Raw genomic sequence first — 18012 nt, forward strand, 5'->3', positions numbered from 1 at the left:
CCGTCGTCGTTCGAACGCGGCAGGATCGCCTTCCGCGGCGCACGGCCGCGCGCGACGAGACCATCCGAGGAGACGAGCATGAGGCGGTTCACCACCGGGCGCGAGGCGGCGCTGGCGCTGAGGCCCGACGAGCCGGTCTACTGCTTCCGGCCGCGCGTGCTGACGCGGGACGTCAAGACCTTCCTCGAGGCCTTCCCCGGCAAGACCGCCTATGCGGTGAAGACCAACGGCGAGCCCTTCGTCGTCGAGACCGTGGCGCAGGCCGGCGTCTCGGCCTTCGACGTCGCCTCCCGCCACGAGTTCGAGACGGTGAAGGCGGCCGCGCCGCGGGCCGAGCAGCTCTACATGCATCCGGTCAAGGCGGTGTCGGACATCCGCCGCGCCTTCGAGAGTTTCGGCATCCGCACCACGGTGGTCGACCATCCCGACGAGTTCGAGAAGATCCGCCTCGTCGTCCAGGCGCTCGATCTCGATCCCGCCTCGATCGGCCTCTTCGTCCGGCTCGCCACCAAGGGGCATGCCGCCTACGAGCTCTCCAAGAAGTTCGGCGCCGCGCCCGGTGAGGCGGTGGAGCTGCTGCAGCGGGTCGATCGCGCCGGTTTCCGCGCCGGGATCTGCTTCCACGTCGGCTCGCAGGTCGAGGACATCGCCACCTACGACGCCGCCCTCGGCCTCGCCGCTCAGGTCCGGCGGCAGGCCGGCGTGACGCTGCACGGGCTCGACATCGGCGGCGGCTTCCCGGCTCCCTACGGCCGCGATCCGCGCGGACCCGACAAGTCGGTGCCGGACCCGGCGGCGCTCGTCGCCGACATCGGCCGCGACGTCGCCCGCCACGGTTTCGACGACGTCGAGCTGGTGGCCGAGCCGGGCCGGGTGATGGTTGCGAGGTCGCTCTCGGTGATCGTCCGGGTGCTGCTGCGCGACGGCAAGCGCATCCACATCAACGACGGCATCTGGGGGTCGCTCTCCGACAGCTGGACCGGCAAGATCACGCTTCCCGCCCGTCTCATCCCCGACCCGGCGCGCCGTCGCCGGTCGGGTGATCCGAAGCGGCTCGACGACTTCCGGGTCTGCGGCGTCACCTGCGATTCCGTCGACATCCTGTCGCGACCCTTCTGGCTGCCCTCGACCGTCGACACCGGCGACTTCATCGAGATCGGCCACATCGGCGCCTATTCGCTGTCGCTCCGGACGCGGTTCAACGGCTTCTACCCCGACACGTTCGTCGAGGTGGAACACGCCTTCGAGGACGATCCCGACGGGCTCGAGGGCTTTGCCACGGTCGAGACCTGGGGCGAACAGCCGCGCGAGGCGGTGGCGGGCGAGGGGGCCTGAGGCCTCGACGTCTTCCCGCTGTTCGGCTTCATGTTGAGGTGCCCGGCGCAGCCGGACCTCGAAATACGAAGCCGCGGACGGGCGGTGCCACTCGGCCCTTCGCGCTTCGAGGCTCGCTGACGCTCGCACCTCAGCATGAAGGACCTCTGCACGGAGCCTGATTGCGTCGGCCAACGTCTGCTTTCGTCGCAGGCGGAAGCCCGTCCCGGGCTCCTCGTCGCGGCGCATCGGTGCGTCGCGCGGCCTGCGGGTTCAGCCGGCGGCCGACTTCGGTTAAGTTGCCGGCGACGAAGAGGAGCGTTCCGGTGACGACGAAGGACAGAGGCGAGATCGGCGAAGTGATCGACGACGCGGTCGAGACGGCGGGTGCCGCCGGCTCGCGGCTGTGGTCGACGATCGGCCGCATCGCCGATTTCGTCGGCGATCTGACCGGTGTCGGGCCGTTCTTCGAGACCGTGTCGCGACGCTTTTCCGACTGGCTCGCCGGCAGCGGCGAGGTCGCCTTCACGGTCGCGCTGATCTCGCTCTCGGCCAAGATGGCGGCGGCCGACGGCGTCGTCACCGCCGACGAGGTGGAGACCTTTCGCCGCGTGATCGAAGTGCCGGAGGGCGAGGAGAAGAACGTCGAGCGCCTCTTCGATCTCGCCCGGCGCGACGTCGCCGGCTACGAGGCGCATGCGGCGCGGATCGCCAAGGTGTCGGGCAACGATCCGGTCTTCCTCGCCGACGTGCTGACCGGCCTCTTCCACATCGCGTCCGCCGACTCCTACATTCACGAGGCGGAGATGGCCTTCCTCGAGCGGGTCGGCGAGATCTTCGGCCTCGACGAGGCCGCCTTCGAGCGCATCGCGAGCGGCTTCGTGCGCCGGCGCGGGCCCGACCCCTATCGTCTGCTCGGGGTCTCGGCCGAGGCGAGCGATCAGGAGGTGAAGAAGGCGTGGCGGCAGGCGGTGGCGGAATGCCATCCCGATCGCCACTTCGCCCACGGCCTGCCGCGCGAGGCGATGGCGATCCTCAACGACCGGCTGGCGGCGATCAACGGCGCCTGGGAACGCATCCGCGTCGAGCGGGGGCTGGCATGAACGACGGTGGCATGAGCGACCCCGCCGCGCCCTTCGCGCCCGATTGCCGGCTTGCCGCCGCGGTGCGTCCCTCGCCCAACCACGGCGAGCGGCGCGGACGCTGGGCGGAGAGCGGGCCGGATCTGCTGCTGCTGCACTATACCGGCATGCCGGCGGGGCGCGGCATGGGGACGGCGGAACGGGCGATGCGTTGGCTCGAGAACCCGGCCGCCCAGGTCTCGGCCCATTACGTCGTCGCCGAGGACGGCGCGATCACCCAGATGGTGCCGGAGGTGCGGCGCGCCTGGCATGCGGGGAAGTCGTCGTGGGCCGGCGAGGACGACGTCAACTCCGCCTCGATCGGCATCGAGATCGCCCATCCCGGCCACTGGTGGGATCTCGCCGCCGCGCCGGACCGTGACCCGGCCTGCGATCCCGAGATCCATCCGGGCTACGCCGCCTTCGCCCCCCGCCAGATCGCGGCGGTGATCGCGCTTTCCCGCGACATCGTCGCTCGCCACGGCATTCCGGCCGGCCGCGTGCTCGCCCATTCCGACGTGGCGCCGGGGCGCAAGCGCGATCCGGGCGAGAAGTTCCCGTGGGACGCGCTCGCCGCCGCCGGCATCGGCATCGACGTGACGGGCACTCCCGAGGGGACGGTCGGGCGCGTCCTCTCTCTGGGCGAGCGGTCGCCGCCGGTCGCGGCGTTACAGACGATGCTCGCCTCCGTCGGCTACGGCATCGCCGTCACCGGCACCTTCGACGCGGCGACGGTCGACGTCGTCGAGGCCTTCCAGCGCCATTGGCGGCGCGAGAAGGTCGACGGCATGGCCGATCCCACCACACTCTTCCGGCTGCGCTACGTGATCGAGGCGCTCGGCCGGAACCGCATCGCATGAGAGGGCCGGCCCGGCACCCGACCCGCGCGGGCTTCCTCGCGCGCGGGCGACGACGTGCGGCGGTCGTCGCCTTCGGTCTCGTCGTGGTCGCGCAGCTGCCGGCCGCGGCCGACGAGGCGGGCGTCGAGGAGCGCATCGACGGGGCCTTCTCGAATTTCGACGGCGGACGTCCGGTGCCGCCGCAGCCGCCTCTGCCGCCGGCTGTGCCGCCGCGGCCGGTGAGCGAGCCCGAGGTCGCACCGCCGCCGCCGATCGAGCCGGTCCGGCCGGTGGTGCCCCTGCCCGAACTGCGCGAGACGCTGCCGCCGCTCGCCGTACCGCTGCCGGCGACGCCGCCGGGCGGCTTCGTGCCCCTGTCGCCGCGGTCGGATGGCTTCGTGCCCGTGCCGCCGCAGGGCGGCTTCGTTCCTCCGCCGCAGGGCGGCTTCGTTCCTCCGCCGCAGGGCGGTTTCGTGCCTCCGCAGGCACCGGGGGGCTTCGTGCCGCCGCCTCCGACGCCGGCGCCTGTCGCCGCCAAGCCGGTCAAGGTGCCGTGGCCGCGTCCGCGACCAGCGCCGCCGATTCCGCCCCTGTCGCCGGCCGACGCCGCCCGACCGTCGATCGTCGCGCCGAGCGAGATGCCGCCCGGCGTCGACGTCGAGGGCGAGATGCCCGAACCTGCGCCGGCGGGCGAGGCCGCACCGGGGCCGCGCGAGGCGAAGCCGCCGCACGGCGGTCTCGCCGGCGAGCCGCGCAAGGTGCCGAAGGAGGCGCTGCCCTACATGACGATCCTGCGGCGCGAGGCGACGGCGAACAAGGTTCCGCTCTGGCTGGCAGTCGGCGTCGGCTGGGTCGAGAGCAAGTACAACCCGAAGCTCCGCGGCACGCACGGGGTCGTCGGCATCATGCAGGTGATGCCCTCGACGGCGCGCCACATGGGGTTCACCGGCCCGAACGAGAAGCTGCTCGAGCCCGAGACCAACATCGTCTGGGGCCTCAAGGAGCTCGGCATGGCCCATGCCTCGGCCAAGGGCGACCCTTGCCTCGCCATCGCCAAGTACCAGGGCGGCGTCACGCGGACGACGGTGCCGAAATATTCCCGCGAATACTGCGCCCGGGCGAAGGCGGCGACGGGGATGGAGTGAGCGGGCGGGCGCCGTCCGCGCTCAGTCCTCCTCGCGGATGGCAAGGACGAAGCGGGCGAAGCCGTAGAGCCCGCCCCAGGCGGCGAGCGTCTCGATGAGGGCGGTGACGATCGTCTTCGTCGGCTGCTCCGCCAGGACGAGCACCATCGGCTCGCCCGACCGCCGGACGACATGGCCACCCGTCGTGACGATCTCGCGGACGATGCCGGTCGGCAGCCAGAAGGCGAAGGCGAGGACCATCGCGACGAAAGCCGTGCGGAGCGACGGGGTGAAGAGGGAGGCGCTCCCCGTCAGCCGTTTCTTGGCTTGCTTGATCCGACGGATCGCCGCGAAGCCCAGCCGGAGGATGCCGTAGGCCGCGGCGGCGAGCGGCAGGACCACGGCGGAGGTGAGCGCGAGGGCTTGCAGGCTCGGCATCGTCGGCTCGCGTGACAATCGGCGCCGTGCGACGCCGTTCGGGACGGCACCGATCATGGCGCGAGGGCAGCGACCGAGCAACCGAAACGACGAGCCGTGGTTACCTGCAACCGCGAGACTTTGCCGGCGAGGCTTGACCCCGTCGCCGCGATCGACCATTCCTCCTGCGCCAGTCGGCCGGGCGGCCGCTCCGGACGCCTTCCTTCTCCTCGCGGGTCGAGGGGAGCGAAGGCGTCCGGGGAGGAAAGTCCGGGCTCCACGGAAAGACGGTGCCGGTCAACAACCGGCGAGGGCGACCTCAGGGAAAGTGCCACAGAAAACAAACCGCCCGGATCGCGATCCGGGCAAGGGTGAAAAGGTGGGGTAAGAGCCCACCGCGGACCCGGCAACGGGGACGGCACGGCAAACCCCACCGGGAGCAAGACCGAATAGGGGCGACGTGGCATCCGCGAGGATGCCGGTCTTTTCCGGACCAGTCGCCCGGGTTGGTCGCGAGAGGCGTTCGGCGACGGACGTCCCAGAGGAATGGCCGCCACGCAGGGCGCAAGCCCGGCCATACAGAACCCGGCTTACAGGCCGACTGGCAATTTTCCCCCTTCGCTCCCGCGTCAGGGGACGTCTGCACAATTCGGTGGAGTCGGTTCGGCACCGTGCGCGATGCTTCGAGACGGCGTTCTTCGAACGCCTCCTCAGCATGAGGCGTTTGTATTTGCTCGGGAAATCTCTGGCGCCTCATCCTGAGGAGCGCCGCAGGCGCGTCTCGAAGGATCGCGCACGGACGTCGATCCGAACCTCTTCGGAAAGACGCGAAGGTCGCCTCAGGCGAGGCGGTCGAGCCGCGGCTCGCGCAGCGACCGCAGCACGGCGTCCCAGTAGCGGGTGTCGAAGTCGTTGCCGCGGGCGACCGCGAGCCGGTGCTTCACCAGCGCGCGGATCAGCCGCAGCGGCCGGAAGAAGGGCACCCCGTGCTTGGCGTAGACGTAACGCTTGGCGCGGTTCTCCTGGTAGACCTTGAACATGAAGCCGGCGATCCAGTCGCCCGACGACGACTTGCCCATCAGGTGGTCGACGACCGCGTCGTGGACGTAGAGGATCTTGGCCCCCGACCCGAGGATGCGGGCGGAGAGATCGTCGTCCTCGTAGAAGAGGAAGATCGTGTCGTCGAAGCCGCCGAATTCCTCGAAGTCGGTCCGGCGCATGGCGAGGGCCGCACCGTAGGCGAAGAAGATCTCGCGGTCTTCGGTCGGGACGGGGAAGCGGAAGAGATAGGGCCGGCGGATCAGCCGGGTGCGGCGGCGGAAGAACTGGCGGCCGTCGGGCTCGTGGAAGCGCGGGTTGAAGGCCTTGCAGTCGGGCCGGGCGGCGATCGCCGCTTCGAGCAGGTCGAGCGCCCCGTCGCGCAGGCGCGCGTCCGGGTTCAGGAACATCAGGTTGTCCATCGTCGCGACGGCGGCGCCGATGTTGCAGGCGCGGCCGAAGCCGAGGTTCTCGGCGTTGCGGACGACCCTGGCGCCGGCGGCCTCGGCGATCGCCGCGCCGTCGTCGGCGCTGGCGTTGTCGACGACGATGACCTCGTGACCGGCCGGCACCGAGGCGATCGCATCGGCCAGCACCTGGCCGGAGTTGTAGGCGACGAAGATGACGGAGAACATGTCGGTCGGCGTGTCCGGTCGCGGGCTCCGGGCCGGGCGGCGCCCGCCGGATCGCCGGCGGTTGTCGCCGATCGCCCGGCCCGATGCAAGGCGGGGCAAGGGCGTATGTCGCCTCACACGGTCTCCCAGCCGTCGCGCTCGGCGGCGCGGTAGATCGCGTCGATCATCCGCTGGTTGGCGCGCGAGGATTCCAGCGTGAAGACCGGCGAGGTGCCGCCGGTCGCGGCGTCGGCGAAGGCCTCGACCTCGCGGCGGTACTGGCGCGAATCCTGGAAGCGGAAGATGCGCGACGCACCGTGGTCGCGGGTCGAGAGTTCGATCTCCTCAGGCCCCCAGCGGTCGGCGTTGAAGGGCGAGCGCACCTCGATCATACCGTCGTCGCCGTGGAAGACCATCGACTGGCGCGCCGCCATCTGGGTGGCGACGTAGAAGCTCAGTTCGAAGTCGCCGAAGTCGGCGGTGACCGACGACCACACGTCGGTGCCGAAGTCGGGGTCGCGGGAAAGCCGTGCGCGGATGCGCCTGGGCTCGCAGCCGGTGGCGAAGCGGGTCGTCACCGTCGGATAGACGCCGATGTCGGGCAGCGCGCCGCCGCCGAGGTCGGGGCGGTTGCGCATGTTGTCGGGATCGCGATTGTAATAGGCGAAGGCGCCCTGGACCTGGCGCAGGCGGCCGATGGCCCCTCCGGCGATCAGGTCGCGCACCTTCGCCCAGACCGGCGAATAGGTGACCATGAAGGCCTCCGAGATCAGCACCCGGTGGGCGTCGCGCGCCGCGATCAGCGCGTCGATCTCGGCGGCGCCGAGCGCGATCGGCTTCTCGCACAGCACGTGCTTGCCGCTCGCCGCCGCCTTCAGCGTCCATTCGACGTGCTGCGACGTCGGCAGCGGAATGTAGACGCCGTCGATCTCGGGCGAGGCCAGCATCGCCTCGTAGGAGCCGAAGACGAGGGGGGCGCCGAAGCGGGCGGCCATGGCGCGGGCGCGGGCCTCGTCGCGGCTGGCGATGCCGGCGAGCACGCCGTTCTCGGCATCGAGGATGGCGGGCACGACCAGCTCGCGGCCGATCAGGGCGGTGGACAGAATTCCCCAACGAAACATGGCGGTGCCTCCTTCGTGGGCGGGATGAGACCATCGCCGGAGACCCGCGACAAGCCTCGATCTCGGCATGTCCGAAACCGCGGATCGTCAACGATTTCTTCATCGTAAACGCCCGATTAACCGGCGCGGTGTCCAATGGCGGGAAGTGTCGGAACGGGTCGGCGTTCCGATGATGGCGCAACCGGACCGCGAGAGTGGTCGGGCCTGGATGATCGTCCGATGTCGCTCGCCGTTCCTCTTCGCGCCCTTTCGCCGGTTCGCCCCGACGGAAGCGTCGCCGGGCCGGTGGGCGGGTGCGGGCGGAGAAACGAGACGTCGCGGGGTGCGGAGCGCGCGCCCGGTCGAACGGAGGTCGTGCGATGAGCGAGGCGAGCGGGGCGGAGGTTGCCCGGCCGCATCTGCCGGTGATGCTCGCGGAGGTCATGGCGCGTCTGGCGCCGACCGCCGGCGAGACCCATGTCGACGGCACCTTCGGCGCCGGCGGCTACACCCGTGCGATCCTCGAGACGGGCGCCTCCGTGGTGGCGATCGACCGCGATCCGACGGCGATCGAGGCGGGGCAGGCGCTGGTGGCCGCCTCGGGCGGACGGCTCCGGCTGGTGCCCGGCGTCTTCGGCGAACTCGACGAACACGTCGCCGCCCTCGGGCTCGCGGCGGTCGACGGCGTGGTGCTCGACATCGGCGTGTCGTCGATGCAGCTCGACCGGGCCGAACGCGGTTTCTCCTTCCGTTTCGACGGGCCGCTCGACATGCGCATGGCCTGCGACGGGCTTTCGGCCGCCGACATCGTCAACGGTGCCGATCAGGCGACGCTGCATCGCATCTTCTGGGCCTACGGCGAGGAGAAGCGGGCGGCGCAGGTCGGCCGCGCCATCATCGAGGCGCGCAAGACCGCGCCCTTCGAGACGACGAAGCAACTGGTCAAGGTGGTGGAGAGCGTCATCCGCTCGAAGCCCGGCGACATCCATCCGGCGACCCGCGTCTTCCAGGCGCTGCGCATCGCCGTCAACGACGAGCTCGGCGAACTGGTCCGCGCGCTCGCCGCCGCCGAACGGGCGCTGCGCCCCGGCGGGCGGCTGGTCGTGGTGACCTTCCATTCGCTCGAGGACCGCATCGTCAAGCGTTTCTTCGCCGACCGCAGCCGCACGGAGGCGGGCGGATCGCGCCATGCGCCGCGCGACCGGGTCGAGCCGGCCACCTTCACGCTCCCCGCCCGCGGTGCCGACGAGGCCGGCGCGGCGGAGATCGCACTCAATCCGCGCGCCCGGTCGGCCAAGCTCCGGGCGGGCGTGCGTACCGGCGCGGATCCGCGCCCGATCGACGCGGCGGCACTGGGTCTGCCCGAGGTCGTTCTTTCCGGGAAGGGGGGTCGGCGATGACCCGCATGATCAACTTCGTCCTCATCGCGCTCATGCTGCTCGGCGCGGGCGTCGTCTACGACTTCAAGTACGAGGCGGAACGCGCGGCGGCGAAGGTCGCCAAGATCAACCGCAAGATCGACGCCGAGCGCGACGCCATCGCCACGCTGAAGGCCGAGTGGAGCCTGCTCAACCAGCCCAAGCGCCTGCAGGAGCTGGCCGAGCGCCATCGCGGCTTCCTCGAGCTCGATCCGCTCGATCCGACCCAGATCGGCGCGATCGACGACATCCCGTTCAAGCCGGCGGTGCCGGCGACGCCCACGACGCCGGACAAGCCGATGACGAACGGCACCGCCTCCGCTTCGGGCGTCGTCTCGGTGCCGACGCCGGTCGTCGCCGCGCCGATGCCGCGGCCGATCACCAAGGCCTCGGTCAAGCTCGCCCAGCCGGAGAAGGCGGTCGATCACACCGGGTCGATCGGCAAGTTCCTCGATCGTCTGCCGCAGACGGCAGGCAAGCCGCCGGTGCCGACCACGACGGGGTCGATCCCCAAGCCCGGTCCCGGTGCCCAGCCGATGATGCTCGCCCCGCCGCCGCCCGCCGCCCGGCCGGTGCAGAAGCCCCTCGAACCGACCAAGGTGCCCCGGTGAGCGACGACATCCGCCTTCCCGAGTCCGACATCGTCGATCATGCCGCCGCCCTCGCCGCGATGCCCGCGGCGGAGGAGGCGGTGCCGGCTTCGAAGCCCGACGCGGCGGCCGATCCGGCGGCGAGCGAGAACCCGACGCTGCGCCAGACGAAGGCCTCGCGCAAACGCATCGTGCTCGCCGGTCTCGGCTTCGCCGCCGTCTACGTGGCGGTGGGCCTGCGGCTCTTCTCGCTCGGCTCGGCGGCGGAGGAGCACACGGAAGCACTGGCGTCGGGCCGCAACCAGGTCTCGACGGCGCGTCCCGACATCCTCGATCGCAACGGCGAGGTGCTGGCGACCGACGTCAAGTCGTCGTCGCTCTATGCCGAGCCCAAGCGCATTCTCGACGTCGACGAGGCGATGGAGGCGCTCGGCTCGGTCATCCCGGACATGCGCAACGACGAGGCGGTGCGGCGCAAGCTCGCCTCCAAGGCCGGCTTCGTCTGGCTGCGCCGCGAACTGACCTCGGAGCAGAAGCGGAAGATCTTCCGCCTCGGTCTGCCGGGCATCGGCTTCATGGAGGAGAACCGCCGCTTCTATCCGGGTGGGGCGCTCGCCGGTCACGTCGTCGGCACGGTCGACGTCGACAATCGCGGCATCCTCGGCATGGAACGGGCGATCGACCGCGACATGGGGCTCGACGCGCTGCACGCGGCGGGCTTCGCCGGCGAGCGCGAGTTGAAGCCGAAGCGTCTGTCGCTCGACATCCGCGTCCAGCACGTGGTGCGCGACGAGATGGTGTCGGCGATCCAGCGCTTCCATGCGGTCGCCGGCGTCGGCATCGTGCTCGATGCCCGCACCATGGAAGTGCTCGCCATGGTGTCGCTGCCCGACTTCGACCCGAACAAGCGCGAGGAGGCCTTCCTCAAGGACCATCTCAATCGCGCCACGCTCGGCGTCTACGAGATGGGTTCGGTGTTCAAGGTGTTCAATTCGGCCTTCACGCTGGATTCCGGCAAGGTCACGCTGAACGACGTCTACGACACCACGCCGATGCAGTTCGGCTCGCAGCGGATCGGCGAATTCCATTCCAAGGGGCGGGCGCTGACGGTGCCGGAGATCTTCCTCTATTCGTCGAACAACGGTTCGGCCCGAATGGCGCTGAAGGTCGGCTCCGAGGCGCAGCGCGCCTTCTTCGAGAAGATCGGTCTGCATCGCCGGCTCGACACCGAGCTGCCCGACGTCGCCACGCCGCTCTTCCCCAAGCGCCTCTCCGACGTCTCCACCGCCACCATGTCCTTCGGTCACGGCATCTCGGTCACGCCGATGCACACGGCGACGGCGGGTGCGGCGGTGATCAACGGCGGCTGGTTCGCCGACCCGACCTTCTATCCGCGCACCATCGAGGAGACGCGCTTCAAGGCGACGCAGGTCATCAAGCCCGAGACCTCGGACAAGATGCGCTACCTCTTCCTCCTCAACGCCACCTCGGGTTCGGGCGGCTCGGGTTCGCGCGCCGCCGTCCCCGGTTACCGCGTCGGCGGCAAGACCGGCACGGCGGAAAAGATCGACCACGGAAAATACTCGGGGAACAAGCGGTTCAATTCGTTCCTGGCGGCTTTCCCGATGGACGATCCGCAGTATCTGGTTCTCACCGTCCTCGACGAGCCCAAGGCGGAAGCCGGCGGCGAGGGCCCGGCGACGGCCGGCCTCAACGCGGGTGCCGCCGCCGGCGACATCATCCGTCGCATCGCGCCGCTGCTGGGCGTGATGCCGAAATACGACGTGCCCAAGGGCAGCGTCGCCTCCAACTGACGCCGTCTCGGCGGCACGACAGGGACCAGGCCCCATGCGTCTCGGCGAACTGATCCGCGGTACGATCGAAGCGAACCTCTCCGTCGATCCGGAGGTCTCTGGCATCACCGCCGACAGCCGCAAGGTCGAGCCGGGCTTCGTCTTCGCCGCCCTCGCCGGCACCAAGGCCGACGGCGCGCGCTACGCCGCCCAGGCGGTCGAAAAGGGTGCGGTCGCTGTGGTGGCGGGCGAGGGGGCCGACGTCGGCGCGCTCGCCGTGCCGGTCCTGCGCGTCACCGAGCCGCGTCGGGCGCTGGCGCTGCTCGCCGCGCGCGTCCACGGGGCCCAGCCCGGCACGATCGTCGCCGTCACCGGCACCTCGGGCAAGACCTCGGTCGCCGCCTTCACCCGCCAGATCTGGGCGCATCTGGGATGCCCCGCCGCCTCGATCGGCACGATCGGCATCGTCGCGCCGGACGGCGCCACCTACGGCTCGCTGACGACGCCCGATCCGGTCGATCTCGCCCGCGATCTGGCCCATCTCGCGGCGACCGGCGTCACCCACGTGGCGCTCGAGGCGTCCTCGCACGGGCTCGACCAGCACCGGCTCGACGGCGTCTCGGTCGCGGCCGGCGCCTTCACCAACCTGTCGCGCGACCACCTCGACTATCACCCGTCGGTCGCCGCCTATTTCGATGCCAAGATGGCGCTGTTCGAACGTCTCCTGCCGAAGGGCGCGCCGGCGGTGATCGACGTCGACAGCGACGAGGGGCTGAAGGCGGCCGAACGGGCGAAGGCGGCGGGCTGCCGCGTCTTCACCGTCGGTCGGGCGGGCGAGGGGCTCCGCCTCGCGGACGTCGCGACGCAGGCCGGTCTCCAGCGATTGACGATCGAAGCGGAAGGCGCGACCCACACGGTCGACCTGCCGTTGCTCGGCACGTTCCAGGTCTCCAACGCACTGGTCGCCGCCGGGCTCGCCATCGTCACGGGTACGCCCGTCGCGGACGCGCTCGGTGCGCTCGCCCATCTCGCCGGTGCGCCGGGCCGTCTCGACCGGGTCGGGGCGACGCCTGAAGGTGCGCCGGTCTTCGTCGACTATGCCCACAAGCCGGGCGCGCTCGAGAAGGTGCTGGAAGCGGTCCGGCCCTATGCGACGGGCCGCCTCTTCGTGGTGGTCGGCTGCGGCGGCGACCGTGATCCGGGCAAGCGCCCGATGATGGGCGAGATCGCCGTCCGCATGGCCGACGTCGCCATCGTCACCGACGACAATCCGCGCTCCGAGGATCCCGCCGAGATCCGTCGCCAGATCATGGCCGCCGCCCCCGGCGCGATCGAGATCGGCGACCGCGGCGCGGCGATCGCGCAGGCCGTGTCGATGCTCCGGGCGGGGGATCTTCTGGTCGTCGCCGGCAAAGGCCACGAAACGGGCCAGATCGTCGGCAAGACCGTGCTGCCGTTCTCCGACCATGATTCCGTCCGCGCCGCCCTGGAGGCCCTCGTTCGATGACCGCGCCGCTCTGGACCCTCGCAGACTTCGCCGCCGGTTGCGGCGGCCGCATCGTCGGCCGGCCGGTCGAGCGGATCGAGGGGATTTCGATCGACAGCCGCACCATCGGCGCCGGCGACGCCTTCTTCGCCATCAAGGGCGATGCCCGCGACGGCCACGACTTCGTCGAGGGGGCACTGAGATACGACGCCGCCGTCTGCGTCGTCGCCGAGGATCGGCTGGCGAGCCTGCCGGCGAACGGGCGCTACGTCGTGGTCGCCGACGTGATGGCCGCGCTGATCTCGCTCGGTCTCGCCGCACGGGCGCGGTCGAAGGCGCGGATCGCCGCCGTCACCGGGTCGGTCGGCAAGACCTCCACGAAGGAGGCGCTGCGCCACGTCCTGTCGGAACAGGGCAAGACGCATGCGTCGGTCGCCTCCTACAACAATCACTGGGGCGTGCCGCTGACGCTCGCCCGCATGCCGGCCGACGCGCGGTTCGCGATCTTCGAGATCGGCATGTCGGCGCCGGGCGAGATCACGCCGCTCACCGCGATGGTGCGTCCGCACGTGGCGGTCGTCACGACGGTGGCGCCGGTCCATCTCGCCCAGTTCCGCGACGTCGACGAGATCGCCGAGGCCAAGGCCGAGATCTTCTCCGGCCTCCTTCCCGACGGTGCGGGGGTGATCGACGCCGACATTCCGCAGACCGGTCGTCTCGCCGAGGTCGCGCTCGAGGCCGGCGCCCGCATCGTCCGCTTCGGCGAGGCGGAGGGCGCGGAGGCGCGTCTCGTCTCGGTGATCCTCGAGGCGGACGGCTCGTCGGTCGTCGCCGACGTGCTCGGCCACTCGGTCGGCTACCGGATCGGTGCGCCGGGGCGGCACGTCGTCAAGAATTCGCTCGCCGTGCTGGCGACGGTGGAACTCCTCGGCGCCGACCTGTCGAAGGCCGCCGCCGCGCTCGCCACCGCGACGCCGCCCAAGGGCCGCGGCCAGCGCACCGCGCTCGGGCTCGCGGACGGCGAGGCGACGCTCCTCGACGAGAGCTACAACGCCAATCCGGCCTCGATGCGCGCGGCGATCGCGCTGCTCGGCCAGACCCCGGTCGGTCCCGGCGGCCGCCGGATCGCGGCGATCGGCGACATGCTGGAACTGGGGCCCAAGGGCGAGGCGTTGCACGTCGAACTCGCGCCCGTGCTCGAAGCCGCCGGCGTCGATCTCGTCTTCTGCGCCGGACCACTGTCGCAGGCGCTGTTCGAAGCTCTTCCGGCGCGGATGCGCGGGGCGGCGGCTGCGGTGTCGAAGGACATCGAGGCGGCGCTCGGCGATGCGTTGCGGCCCGGCGACGCGGTCATGATCAAGGGGTCGAACGGCAGCCGCATGGGGCCGCTGGTCGAGGCACTCTCCACGCGCTTTCCGGCGGCCCGCGCCGGCGGCGAGCAGAACTGACGGGGACGACGTTCGATGCTCTACATCCTGGGAGAACTCTCGGACAGGTTCATCCTCTTCAACCTGTTCCGCTACCAGAGCTTTCGCACCGGCGGCGCGATCCTGACGGCGCTCCTCTTCGTCTTCCTGTTCGGGCCGGCGATCATCGCCACGCTCAAGGTGAAGCAGGGCAAGGGCCAGCCGATCCGTGAGGACGGCCCGGCCTCGCACCTGCTGACCAAGAAGGGCACGCCCACCATGGGCGGGCTGATGATCCTCTCGGGTCTCGTCGTCTCGACGCTGCTGTGGGCCAACCTCTCCAACGTCTACGTGCTGGCGGTGACCGCGGTGACGCTGGGCTTCGGCGCCATCGGCTTCTGGGACGACTATCTCAAGGTCACCAAGCAGAGCCACAAGGGCTTCTCGGGCAAGCAGCGTCTGGCGCTCGAGTTCGTCATCGCCGGCATCGCGGTGATCGTGATGGTGTGGTGGAGCCGGTCGTCTCACGCGACCGCCATCGCCTTCCCCTTCTTCAAGGACCTGTTCCTCGATCTCGGCTGGTTCTTCGTGGTGTTCGGCGCGGTCGTCATCGTCGGCGCCGGCAATTCGGTGAACCTCACCGACGGTCTCGACGGTCTGGCCATCGTGCCGGTGATGATCGCGGCGGCGACCTTCGCGGCGATCGCCTATCTCACCGGCCGCGTCGACTATTCGGCCTATCTCGGCATCAACCACATCCAGGGCGCCGGCGAGTTGGCGATCGTGCTGGGGGCGGTGGTCGGGGCCGGTCTCGGCTTCCTGTGGTTCAACGCCCCGCCGGCGGCGATCTTCATGGGCGACACCGGATCGCTGGCGCTCGGCGGCCTGCTCGGCTCGGTCGCGGTGGCCGTCAAGCACGAGATCGTGCTCGGCATCGTCGGCGGCCTCTTCGTGCTCGAGGCGCTCTCGGTCATCATCCAGGTGACGAGCTTCAAGCTCACCGGCAAGCGCGTCTTCCGGATGGCACCGATCCACCATCACTTCGAACAGCTGGGCTGGAAAGAGCCGCAGGTGGTGATCCGCTTCTGGATCATCTCGGTCGTGCTGGCGCTGATCGGTCTGGCGACGCTGAAGCTGAGGTGAGTGCGATGATCGCGGTGGAAAGCCTTCGCGGCCACACGGTCGCGCTGTTCGGGCTCGGCGGGTCGGGTCTGGTCACGGCCGAGGCGCTGGTCGCCGGCGGCGCCCGCGTCGTCGCCTGGGACGATGCCGAGGCGAGCCGGACCAAGGCGGCGGCGCTTCCCGGCGTCGAGGTCGCCTCGCTCGCCGAGATCGACTGGCGCGCCGTCTCGGCACTGATCCTCGCCCCCGGCGTGCCGCTGACCCATCCCGAACCGCACTGGACGGTGAAGGCGGCGAAGGCGGCGCACGTGCCGGTGATCGGCGACGTCGAGCTCTTCGCCCGCGAACGCCGCTTCCGCATGCCGTCGGCCCCCTTCGTGGCGATCACCGGCACCAACGGCAAGTCGACCACCACGGCGCTGATCGACCACATCCTGCTGAGCGCGGGGCGCGACGGCCAGATGGGCGGCAACATCGGCCGCGCCGTGCTGTCGCTCGATCCGCTCGCGCCGACGCGGACCTACGTGGTCGAATGTTCGTCGTTCCAGATCGACCTCGCCCCGTCGATCGATCCGAGCGTCGGCATCCTGACCAATCTCTCCGAGGACCACATCGACCGCCACGGCACGATGGAGGCCTATGCCGCCATCAAGGAACGGATGGTCGAGGCGGCGCAGACCGCGATCGTCGGCGTCGACGATGCGATGAGCGCCGCAATCGCCGATCTGATCGCGTCGGAGGGGCACAAGGTCGTTCGCATTTCGGCCGCCCACCGGCTGAACGACGGCGTCTTCGCCGACGGCGGCACGATCTTCGTCGCGGTCGACGGCGAGGCCGAAGCCTTCGCAGAGCTCTCGGGCATCGGCTCCCTTCGCGGCCGTCACAATGCGCAGAACGCCTGTGCGGCGGTCGCCGCCTGCCGGGCATTGGGGTTGACGCGCGAGGCGATCGTCGCCGGTCTCGCGTCGTTCCCCGGCCTCGCGCACCGCATGGAGCAGGTCGGGCACATCGGCCGCGTGCTCTTCGTCAACGACAGCAAGGCGACCAACGCGGATTCGACCGCGCAGGCGCTGGCGAGCTTCGACCGCGTCTATTGGATCGCCGGCGGCAAGCCGAAGTCGGGCGGCATCTCGACCCTTGGCGACTTCTTCCCCAAAGTCGCCAAGGCCTATCTGGTCGGTGTCGCGACGGACGAGTTCGCCGCGACGCTCGACGGCCGCGTGCCCTACGAGCGTTCAGGCACGATCGACGCCGCGTTGCTTTCCGCCGCGCGCGACGCCGCGGCCGACGGCGCGGCCGAGCCGGTGGTGCTCCTGTCGCCGGCCTGCGCCTCCTACGACCAGTTCAAGAACTTCGAGGTGCGCGGCGACCACTTCCGCGACCTCGTTCGGGCGCTGCCCGGCCTCGTGCCGCCGGGAGGGGGAGGCGCATGAACCGGACCGATCGTTCGATCTTCGCCGAGTGGTGGTGGACCGTCGACCGTACGCTGATCGCGGCGGCGCTGGCCCTGCTGGCGGGAGGGCTGGTGCTCTCCTTCGCGGCCTCCCCGGCGGTGGCCGAACGGATCGGTGCCTCCGACAGCTTCTATTTCATCAAGCGCCACGCGGTGTTCTTCGTGCTGGCGCTGCCGATCCTGTTCGGCGTGTCGCTGGCGAGCCCGCGAGACGTCCGGCGCATGGGGCTCCTCGTCTTCGTCGGGTCGCTGGTGCTGCTCGTCGCCGTGCTGGTCTTCGGCCAGGAGGTGAAGGGCGCGCGGCGCTGGATCACCGTGCTCGGCTTCTCGATCCAGCCGTCGGAATTCGTCAAACCGGCCTTCATCATCGTCACGGCCTGGCTCTTCGCCTCGCGCGAGAAGAAGCCGGACATGCCGGCGACGATCTTCGCCGTCGGTCTCTTCATGCTGGTCGACGGTCTCCTCATCGCCCAGCCCGACATCGGTCAGACGCTGCTGACCTCGGCGGCCTGGGGTGCGGTGTTCTTCGTCGCCGGCATGTCGATGTGGTGGATCCTCGGCTTCGGCGGCGTCGGCGTCTTCGGCGTGTGGGCGGCCTACACCTTCGTTCCCCACGTCCATGCCCGCATCAACCGCTTCCTCGACAAGGCCAACGGCGCCGGCGGCAAGAAGCTGATGACCGCCGACGGCTATCAGGCGCAGCAGGCGCACGACAGTTTCCTCAACGGCGGCTGGTTCGGCCGCGGCCCGGGCGAGGGCACGGTCAAGCGCATGCTGCCCGACGCCCACACCGACTACGTCTTCGCGGTGGTCGGCGAGGAGTTCGGCCTGATCGCCTGCGCGGTGATCGTCGGCATCTTCGCCTGGATCGTCTTCCGCGGCCTCGGCCACGCGGCGCGCGAGGAGGACGGCTTCATCCGTTACGCCGTCGTCGGCCTCGTGGTGCTGATCGGCGTGCAGTCGGGCATCAACATGGCGGTGAACCTGCAGCTGATGCCGGCCAAGGGCATGACGCTGCCCTTCATTTCCTACGGCGGTTCGTCGCTGATGGCGGTGGCCTTCGAGATGGGGGCGCTGATCGCGCTGACCCGCCGGAGGCCGCAGACGACGCGCTTCGCACCGCCCGTCCACATCGAGCGGCACGACGCGAGCGCGACCGACGCCTCGTGAGCCGCCG

General features: G+C 70.5%; 15 protein-coding genes and 1 other RNA gene. 13 read left to right on the forward strand and 3 right to left on the reverse strand.

The window, feature by feature from the left end; translation table 11 throughout:
- Nucleotides 1–78: 78 nt before the first annotated feature.
- From ACT53U_RS19065 to ACT53U_RS19080, 4 genes are all read left to right on the forward strand, one after another.
- Nucleotides 79–1335, forward strand: coding sequence for a type III PLP-dependent enzyme domain-containing protein (locus ACT53U_RS19065; RefSeq protein WP_476157480.1), 1257 nt, complete (start codon nucleotides 79–81; stop codon nucleotides 1333–1335).
- Between the two features lie 305 nt (nucleotides 1336–1640).
- On the forward strand, nucleotides 1641–2417 hold the full coding sequence (locus ACT53U_RS19070) for a TerB family tellurite resistance protein (RefSeq protein WP_476157482.1): 777 nt from the start codon (nucleotides 1641–1643) through the stop codon (nucleotides 2415–2417).
- An 11-nt stretch (nucleotides 2418–2428) separates the two neighbouring features.
- On the forward strand, nucleotides 2429–3295 hold the full coding sequence (locus ACT53U_RS19075; RefSeq protein WP_476157483.1) for an N-acetylmuramoyl-L-alanine amidase: 867 nt from the start codon (nucleotides 2429–2431) through the stop codon (nucleotides 3293–3295).
- Nucleotides 3292–4419 (forward strand): lytic transglycosylase domain-containing protein, encoded by a 1128-nt coding sequence (locus ACT53U_RS19080; protein WP_476157484.1) that lies wholly within the window; start codon nucleotides 3292–3294, stop codon nucleotides 4417–4419. The genes ACT53U_RS19075 and ACT53U_RS19080 overlap by 4 nt, the downstream gene beginning before the upstream one ends.
- Before the next feature lie 21 nt (nucleotides 4420–4440).
- Here ACT53U_RS19080 and ACT53U_RS19085 read toward each other — a convergent pair whose 3' ends face one another.
- Nucleotides 4441–4836 (reverse strand): hypothetical protein, encoded by a 396-nt coding sequence (locus ACT53U_RS19085; RefSeq protein ID WP_476157486.1) that lies wholly within the window; start codon nucleotides 4834–4836, stop codon nucleotides 4441–4443.
- Between the two features lie 169 nt (nucleotides 4837–5005).
- Here ACT53U_RS19085 and rnpB point away from each other — a divergent pair.
- Nucleotides 5006–5424, forward strand: an RNA gene (gene rnpB / locus ACT53U_RS19090) — RNase P RNA component class A.
- A gap of 230 nt (nucleotides 5425–5654) precedes the next feature.
- Here the strand turns inward: rnpB and ACT53U_RS19095 are convergent.
- Together ACT53U_RS19095 and ACT53U_RS19100 are read right to left on the reverse strand one after the other, a co-directional pair.
- Nucleotides 5655–6488 carry a glycosyltransferase family 2 protein gene (locus ACT53U_RS19095; protein ID WP_476157488.1) on the reverse strand — a complete coding sequence of 278 codons (834 nt, stop codon included), beginning with the start codon at nucleotides 6486–6488 and terminating at the stop codon, nucleotides 5655–5657.
- Nucleotides 6489–6601: 113 nt separating this feature from the next.
- On the reverse strand, nucleotides 6602–7588 hold the full coding sequence (locus ACT53U_RS19100; RefSeq protein WP_476157490.1) for a Gfo/Idh/MocA family protein: 987 nt from the start codon (nucleotides 7586–7588) through the stop codon (nucleotides 6602–6604).
- A gap of 359 nt (nucleotides 7589–7947) precedes the next feature.
- Between ACT53U_RS19100 and rsmH the strand changes: the two genes are divergently transcribed.
- The 8 genes from rsmH to ftsW are packed head-to-tail and all read left to right on the forward strand — an operon-like array spanning nucleotide 7948 to nucleotide 18005.
- Nucleotides 7948–8967 (forward strand): 16S rRNA (cytosine(1402)-N(4))-methyltransferase RsmH, encoded by a 1020-nt coding sequence (rsmH, locus tag ACT53U_RS19105; RefSeq protein WP_476157492.1) that lies wholly within the window; start codon nucleotides 7948–7950, stop codon nucleotides 8965–8967.
- Nucleotides 8964–9596, forward strand: a complete 633-nt coding sequence (gene ftsL, locus ACT53U_RS19110) for a cell division protein FtsL (RefSeq protein ID WP_476157493.1) — start codon at nucleotides 8964–8966, stop codon at nucleotides 9594–9596. Before rsmH ends, ftsL begins: the two co-directional genes overlap by 4 nt.
- On the forward strand, nucleotides 9593–11389 hold the full coding sequence (locus tag ACT53U_RS19115) for a peptidoglycan D,D-transpeptidase FtsI family protein (RefSeq protein WP_476157495.1): 1797 nt from the start codon (nucleotides 9593–9595) through the stop codon (nucleotides 11387–11389). The genes ftsL and ACT53U_RS19115 overlap by 4 nt, the downstream gene beginning before the upstream one ends.
- A gap of 34 nt (nucleotides 11390–11423) precedes the next feature.
- On the forward strand, nucleotides 11424–12875 hold the full coding sequence (locus ACT53U_RS19120) for a UDP-N-acetylmuramoyl-L-alanyl-D-glutamate--2,6-diaminopimelate ligase (protein WP_476157497.1): 1452 nt from the start codon (nucleotides 11424–11426) through the stop codon (nucleotides 12873–12875).
- Nucleotides 12872–14302, forward strand: a complete 1431-nt coding sequence (locus ACT53U_RS19125) for a UDP-N-acetylmuramoylalanyl-D-glutamyl-2,6-diaminopimelate--D-alanyl-D-alanine ligase (RefSeq protein WP_476157499.1) — start codon at nucleotides 12872–12874, stop codon at nucleotides 14300–14302. The genes ACT53U_RS19120 and ACT53U_RS19125 overlap by 4 nt, the downstream gene beginning before the upstream one ends.
- 15 nt (nucleotides 14303–14317) lie before the next feature.
- Nucleotides 14318–15403, forward strand: a complete 1086-nt coding sequence (gene mraY, locus ACT53U_RS19130; protein WP_476157500.1) for a phospho-N-acetylmuramoyl-pentapeptide-transferase — start codon at nucleotides 14318–14320, stop codon at nucleotides 15401–15403.
- Nucleotides 15404–15408: 5 nt separating this feature from the next.
- On the forward strand, nucleotides 15409–16815 hold the full coding sequence (murD, locus tag ACT53U_RS19135; protein WP_476157501.1) for a UDP-N-acetylmuramoyl-L-alanine--D-glutamate ligase: 1407 nt from the start codon (nucleotides 15409–15411) through the stop codon (nucleotides 16813–16815).
- On the forward strand, nucleotides 16812–18005 hold the full coding sequence (gene ftsW, locus ACT53U_RS19140; protein ID WP_476157503.1) for a putative lipid II flippase FtsW: 1194 nt from the start codon (nucleotides 16812–16814) through the stop codon (nucleotides 18003–18005). The genes murD and ftsW overlap by 4 nt, the downstream gene beginning before the upstream one ends.
- Nucleotides 18006–18012: the final 7 nt, after the last annotated feature.

It is taken from the genome of Pinisolibacter sp. DMC19 (assembly GCF_056313985.1).